The following is a 5,599-nucleotide window of genomic DNA, read 5'->3' as shown; positions in this document are numbered from 1 at the left end:
GTTGCTACCTTGTCCGCTTCCGCGGTCAAGCGCAGCCGAAGAAACCACGAATCCAGCACGCGACCGTCTCGGGTTATTGTAGCAAATCCCTCGCCGCTCGCGCCTCTGAATTCCATCGTCATTTGAATTACTCACGCTCTATGATCCTGCACGGAATAGATACGCGAGCACCGTTGGAATTGGCAACCACCGCGGTCGCAGCCAGGTCGGCTTCGGGGCAAAAGCCCTGGTGTGAGCCTCAGCCGGCAACGTCCGGTCTGACCTCTTCTTCGGACATGTTCAGCCTCTGAGACGGACGGCGGGCGTGGTGTCAACGAGCGCCGGAAGGATCCCGACAAGCAACGATATCGCGGGKAGATTTTCGAGCCGCTACCTCCGGAGGAGAGAATGTCGCCAGGTATCCTCCGTCCCCTGCGAGCTTATATGTGGCGATCTCGCGATAGCCGACGGCGGTCAATTCGCAGCGCAAGAGCTCAATTGGCGTGCCATGCTTCGACGTCGGAAGCTCAAGATCGACAATTCCGACCCGCGCACCCTGCTTCAAGGCGGGCGCGAGATTGTAGAGGAAGGCATAGGGTTGGGCTATCTCGTGATACATATGCACAAGGATTGCGGCATCCAGCGAGGAAGCGGGCAGACGCGGGTCGTGCGGTTCGCCGAGCGCGAATTGAACGTTCGTCAACTTCAGAAGGACTGTTCGCCTGGCGAGTTCGATGAGGTAATCCCGCGTGACGTCCTGGGCAATGACAGAGCCGGCGGGTCCGACGAGGCGCGAGAGCCTGACCGTGTGGTAGCCGCTGCCTGCTCCAATGTCGCCGACTGTCATACCTGGTTTCAGTTCGAGAACACGTGCGATTTGACCGGCCTCATTGAGGGCGTCGCGGTGCTCTTCGGCGGAGCGGCGTGGGCTGACGATCCGTGCAACAGGGCGCTGCGGTGAGGGAAACTCGTTTGCAGCGACTCCGGGGGAAGCCAGATAACCAATGTCAGCGGCGTATGCGCGAGTTGCAGCAAACGCCACAAGTAGCATCGCAATATGCGCAACTGCCGTCACGGGCCTACCAAGCTTTCTCAACCGGACCCCCAAAAGCCAACGTCTGCGCCTCTATGGGTACGCGCCCTAATACGCCTCTTTCGCGTCCGCCTCTTCGCTGGTCTGGATCAGGTCGAGGCTCTGCTCGATTTTGCCAAGTAGCGCCGACAATTGCTTGCGTTCCTGCGCCGACAGGCAGGCGAGGATCTCATCCTCCCGCCGCAACAACTGCGGAAAGAGCTCCTCGTAGAGTGCGCGGCCCTTCCTGGTCAGTTGCAGGCGGAATTCGCGGCGGTCAGCCTCGTTCTCGACGCGCTCGATCAGGTCTTGATGCAGCAGCGTCGTCACTGCGCGGCTGATGGTCGATTTGTGCGTGCGGGTGCATTGCGAGATGTATTGCGCGCTACATGCATCGTTGCGGAAGCCGAGCGTCGCAATCACGCGCCAGGCCGGAATGTCGAGGCCGTGGCGCTCCTGATATTCGACCGCGAGCGCGGAACTGACTTCCGCGGCGAGCCGGTTGAGGCGGAACGGCACAAACCTGAACAGGTCGAGCCGCGCCTTTGCTCTCGGCAATGCCTCGCTTGTTTCTCGCGTCTTCAGCGCGGTGTCTGATGTCCTCGCCAAGAATGCGCTCCGAATTCCAGTTGACGGCCGGCCGGCTCCGGTCCAAAATAGTTGCACGTGAGACTATCTAGCAGATTAGTCCTCCCCTGACCAGAGCCGAGGTTAGCGCATGGCGCAGGCCAAGACCCAGCAGGCCAAAACCTATCAGGCGAAGACCCAGTTCGGTTATCGTCGCCACCCCGATCAGGATCGCCCGGGCCAGAGCCCGGCCGAGCACGCGGTCGTGGTGGTCGGCGCGGGCCCGGTCGGGCTGTCGCTGGCGATCGACCTCGCCCAGCGCGGCCAGCGCGTCATTCTTCTGGACGATGCCGACCGCATCGGCGAAGGCTCGCGCGCGATCTGCTTCTCGAAGCGTTCGCTGGAATATTGGGACCGCCTCGGCGTCGGCGACCGCATGGTCGAGAAGGGCGTGGTGTGGAGCGTCGGCCGCATTTTCCACGGCGAACAGCAGCTCTATCAGTTCAACCTGCTGCCCGAGGACGGCCACAAGCGGCCGGCCTTCATCAACCTTCAGCAATATTACGCCGAGGCCTATCTGGTCGATCGCGTGCAGGATCTTCCCGGGATCGACCTGCGCTGGCGCAACAAGGTGACGGCGCTGGAGAGCCGCAACGATTCCGTTGCGCTGACGATCGAGACGCCCGAGGGCGCCTATCGCCTGCATGCGCAATACGTCATCGCCTGTGACGGCGCGCGGTCCTCGTTGCGGCAGATGGTCGGCGCCGACTTCGCCGGCCAGGTGTTCGAGGACCAGTTCCTGATCGCCGACGTCAAGATGACCGCGGAATTCCCGACCGAGCGCTGGTTCTGGTTCGATCCGCCGTTCCACGCCGGCCGCTCCGCGCTGTTGCATCGGCAGCCCGACGATATCTGGCGCATCGACCTCCAGCTCAATCGCTACGCCGATCCAATTGTCGAAAAGAAGCCGGAAAACGTGCGGCCGCGGATCGCGCGCATGCTCGGCCACGACAAGTTCGAATTCGAGTGGATCTCGCTCTACAAATTCCAGTGCCGGCGGATGGATCGCTTCATCCATGGCCGTGTGATGTTCGCTGGCGATTCCGCGCATCAGGTCTCGCCGTTCGGCGCACGTGGCGCCAATTCCGGGCTTGAAGACGCCGAGAATTTGTCCTGGAAGCTCGACCGCGTGCTGCGGGGGAAATCGCCCGCGAGCCTGCTCGAGAGCTACCACACTGAACGCAGCATGGCGGCGGACGAGAACATCCGCGAATCAACCCGCTCGACCGATTTCATGGCGCCGAACTCGCACCAGGAGGCGCGGCTGCGCAAGGCGGTGCTGTCGCTGGCCAAGGAGACGGAGTTCGGCAAGCGCATGGTCAATGGCGGGCGGCTCTCGGTGCCGTGCAGCTATGATACGCCGCTGTCATCGCCCGATACCGATGCGTGGCGCGGTGGACCGCAGCCCGGTTGTTCCATGCCCGATGCGCCGGTCGCGACGCGCGAGGGCGGGCAGGCCTATCTGACCGATGCGTTCCGCGAGGATGGAACGGAGTTCACCTTGCTGTCGTTCAGCAATGGCGCGGCGGTCGAGACGCCCGAAGGCGTGAAGGATATCCGCATCGGCGGCGAGGGCGGATTGGCCGATCCGGCGGGCCTTGCCGCAAAGCGCTACGACGCCGAGCCGGGGACAGCCTATCTGCTCAGGCCTGACGGCTATGTCGCGGCGCGCTTCCGTCACCCGACGCGCGCCGGCGTTGCGGCGGCGCTGTCGCGGGCTGAAGGCTTGAATTGAGGTCACCGCATGCCGCTTTCAACCAGCTCCAACTTCGCACGGCCGGATGATGCCTTCCGCACCATCGTCGAGGCGCATCGCGGGCTCACGGACGAGCAGAGCGCCGATTTCGACGCCGCGCTGGTCCTGATCCTTGCCAACCATATCGGCGATATCGATCTGCTGCGGGAAGCGATCGTGCTGGCCAGGCGCCGCATGATCGACGGCCAGCAGCAACAGCAGCAACAACAATAGCAAGCTCTCAAAGGATGAATTGATGGCGAAGAACTTCGCATCCACCGGCGATCTCTCCGAGAAGAAGATCACCTTCTCCGAGATCGGCCCCGATCTCTATGCATTCACCGCCGAGGGCGATCCGAACACCGCGATCATCGTCGGCGATGACGGCTGTCTCGTGTTCGATGCGCAGGCGACGCCGGCGATGGCGAACAAGGTGATCGAGCGCGTGCGCACCGTCACCGACAAGCCGATCAAATATGTCGTGCTGTCGCATTACCACGCCGTGCGCGTGCTAGGGGCGTCCGCCTACAAGGCGCAGGGCATCGTGGCCTCGCAGGAGACCCACCGGCTGATCGCGGAGCGCGGCCAGCAGGATTGGGATTCCGAATACGGCCGCTTCCCGCGCCTGTTCCAGGACGCGCAAAGCATTCCCGGCCTGACCTGGCCGACGCTCACCTTCGAAGGCGAGATGTCGATTTATCTCGGCAAGCGCGAGGTGCGGCTGATGCAGCTTGGCGCCGGCCACACCTCCGGCGATATCGTCGCGTGGGTGCCGGACGCGGAGGTGATGTTCTCGGGCGATCTCATCGAATATCACTCGGCCTGCTATTGCGGCGACGCGCATTTGCGCGAATGGCCGATGACGCTGAACGAGATCCGCAATTTCAATCCCAAGGCGATCGCGCCCGGCCGCGGCGACGCGCTGAAGGGTACAGCGACTGTGCGCGAAGCCATCGCAATGACACGCGACTTCGTCACCTCGCTCTATGGCGCCGCCGAAATCTCTGTCGCCAAGGGGCGCACGCTGAAGGAATCGATGGCCGCGACGCGCGAAGTGATGGACCCGAAATTCCACAGCTTCGCCATCTACGAGCACTGCCTGCCGTTCAACGTGTCGCGTGCTTATGACGAAGCATCAGGGATCGACGACCCCGTGATCTGGACCGACAAGCGCGACCAGGAGATGTGGGCCGCCCTGCAAGGAGGAGGATAGACATGAACATCAACACCTCGCCCGATCAGATCATCCGCAGCTCGGCGCAGGTCACGCCGGGCTACATGTCCGGCTTCGGCAACAGCTTTGAGACGGAAGCGCTGCCGGGCGCGCTGCCGATCGGGCGCAACTCGCCGCAGCGCTGCGCCTATGGGCTCTATGCCGAGCAGCTGTCCGGCTCGCCCTTCACCGCGCCGCGCGGCACCAACGAGCGCTCCTGGCTGTACCGCATCCGCCCGTCGGTGAAGCACTCCGGCCGGTTCGAGAAGGCCGATGCCGGCCTGTGGCGCTCGGCGCCGTGCCATGAGAACGATCTGCCGATCGCGCAGCTGCGCTGGGACCCGGCGCCGATCCCGAAGGAGGATATGACCTTCCTCCAGGGTGTGCAGACCATGACGACGGCCGGCGACGTCAACACGCAGGCCGGCATGGCCGCGCATGTCTATCTCATCACCAAGTCGATGGTGGACCAGCATTTCTACAATGCCGACGGCGAGCTGATGTTCGTGCTCCAGCAAGGCAATCTGCGCCTTGTCACCGAGTTCGGCCGCATCGACGCCGAGCCCGGCGAGATCGTGGTGATCCCGCGCGGCGTGAAATTCCGCGTCGAGATTGTGAACGGGCCGGCGCGCGGCTATCTCTGCGAAAACTATGGCGGCGCCTTCACGCTCCCGGAGCGCGGGCCGATCGGTGCCAACTGCCTTGCCAATGCGCGCGACTTCCTGACCCCGGTTGCTCACTACGAGGACAAGGACACGCCGACCGAGCTGTTCGTGAAATGGGGCGGCGCGCTGTTCAAGACGCAGCTCGCCCATTCGCCGATCGACGTGGTCGCCTGGCATGGCAATTACGCGCCCTACAAATACGATCTGCGCACCTTCTCGCCGGTCGGCGCGATCGGCTTCGATCATCCCGATCCCTCGATCTTCACGGTGCTGACCTCGCCGTCGGAGACCGCCGGGACCGCGAACAT

General features: G+C 63.5%; 6 protein-coding genes. 4 read left to right on the top strand and 2 right to left on the bottom strand.

Going from position 1 to position 5,599, the window contains the following annotated elements; all coding sequences use genetic code 11:
• Positions 1–310: 310 nt before the first annotated feature.
• Together ACXJL8_RS32270 and ACXJL8_RS32265 are read right to left on the bottom strand one after the other, a co-directional pair.
• The gene (locus ACXJL8_RS32270) at positions 311–1,030 is read right to left on the bottom strand and encodes a class I SAM-dependent methyltransferase (protein WP_456686238.1); all 720 of its coding nucleotides are present in this window, start codon (positions 1,028–1,030) and stop codon (positions 311–313) included.
• A 90-nt stretch (positions 1,031–1,120) separates the two neighbouring features.
• Positions 1,121–1,660 (bottom strand): MarR family winged helix-turn-helix transcriptional regulator, encoded by a 540-nt coding sequence (locus ACXJL8_RS32265; protein WP_456622351.1) that lies wholly within the window; start codon positions 1,658–1,660, stop codon positions 1,121–1,123.
• 109 nt (positions 1,661–1,769) lie between these two features.
• On the opposite strand from ACXJL8_RS32265, the gene ACXJL8_RS32260 reads away from it, so the two are divergent.
• The 4 genes from ACXJL8_RS32260 to ACXJL8_RS32245 all read left to right on the top strand — a co-directional run.
• Positions 1,770–3,413 carry an FAD-dependent oxidoreductase gene (locus tag ACXJL8_RS32260; RefSeq protein ID WP_456622352.1) on the top strand — a complete coding sequence of 548 codons (1,644 nt, stop codon included), beginning with the start codon at positions 1,770–1,772 and terminating at the stop codon, positions 3,411–3,413.
• Between the two features lie 9 nt (positions 3,414–3,422).
• Entirely contained in the window at positions 3,423–3,647 is a 225-nt protein-coding gene (locus ACXJL8_RS32255) for a DUF2783 domain-containing protein (RefSeq protein WP_456622353.1), read from the top strand.
• Positions 3,648–3,669: 22 nt separating this feature from the next.
• Positions 3,670–4,626 (top strand): MBL fold metallo-hydrolase, encoded by a 957-nt coding sequence (locus tag ACXJL8_RS32250; RefSeq protein ID WP_456622354.1) that lies wholly within the window; start codon positions 3,670–3,672, stop codon positions 4,624–4,626.
• 2 nt (positions 4,627–4,628) lie between these two features.
• A partial coding sequence (locus ACXJL8_RS32245) for a homogentisate 1,2-dioxygenase (protein WP_456686237.1) occupies positions 4,629–5,599 on the top strand: 971 nt, incomplete at its 3' end.

The organism is Bradyrhizobium sp. P5_C11_2, assembly GCF_054049755.1.
The sequence above is the reverse complement of the archived record's forward strand: the minus strand, read 5'-3'. Positions and strand labels throughout refer to the sequence as shown.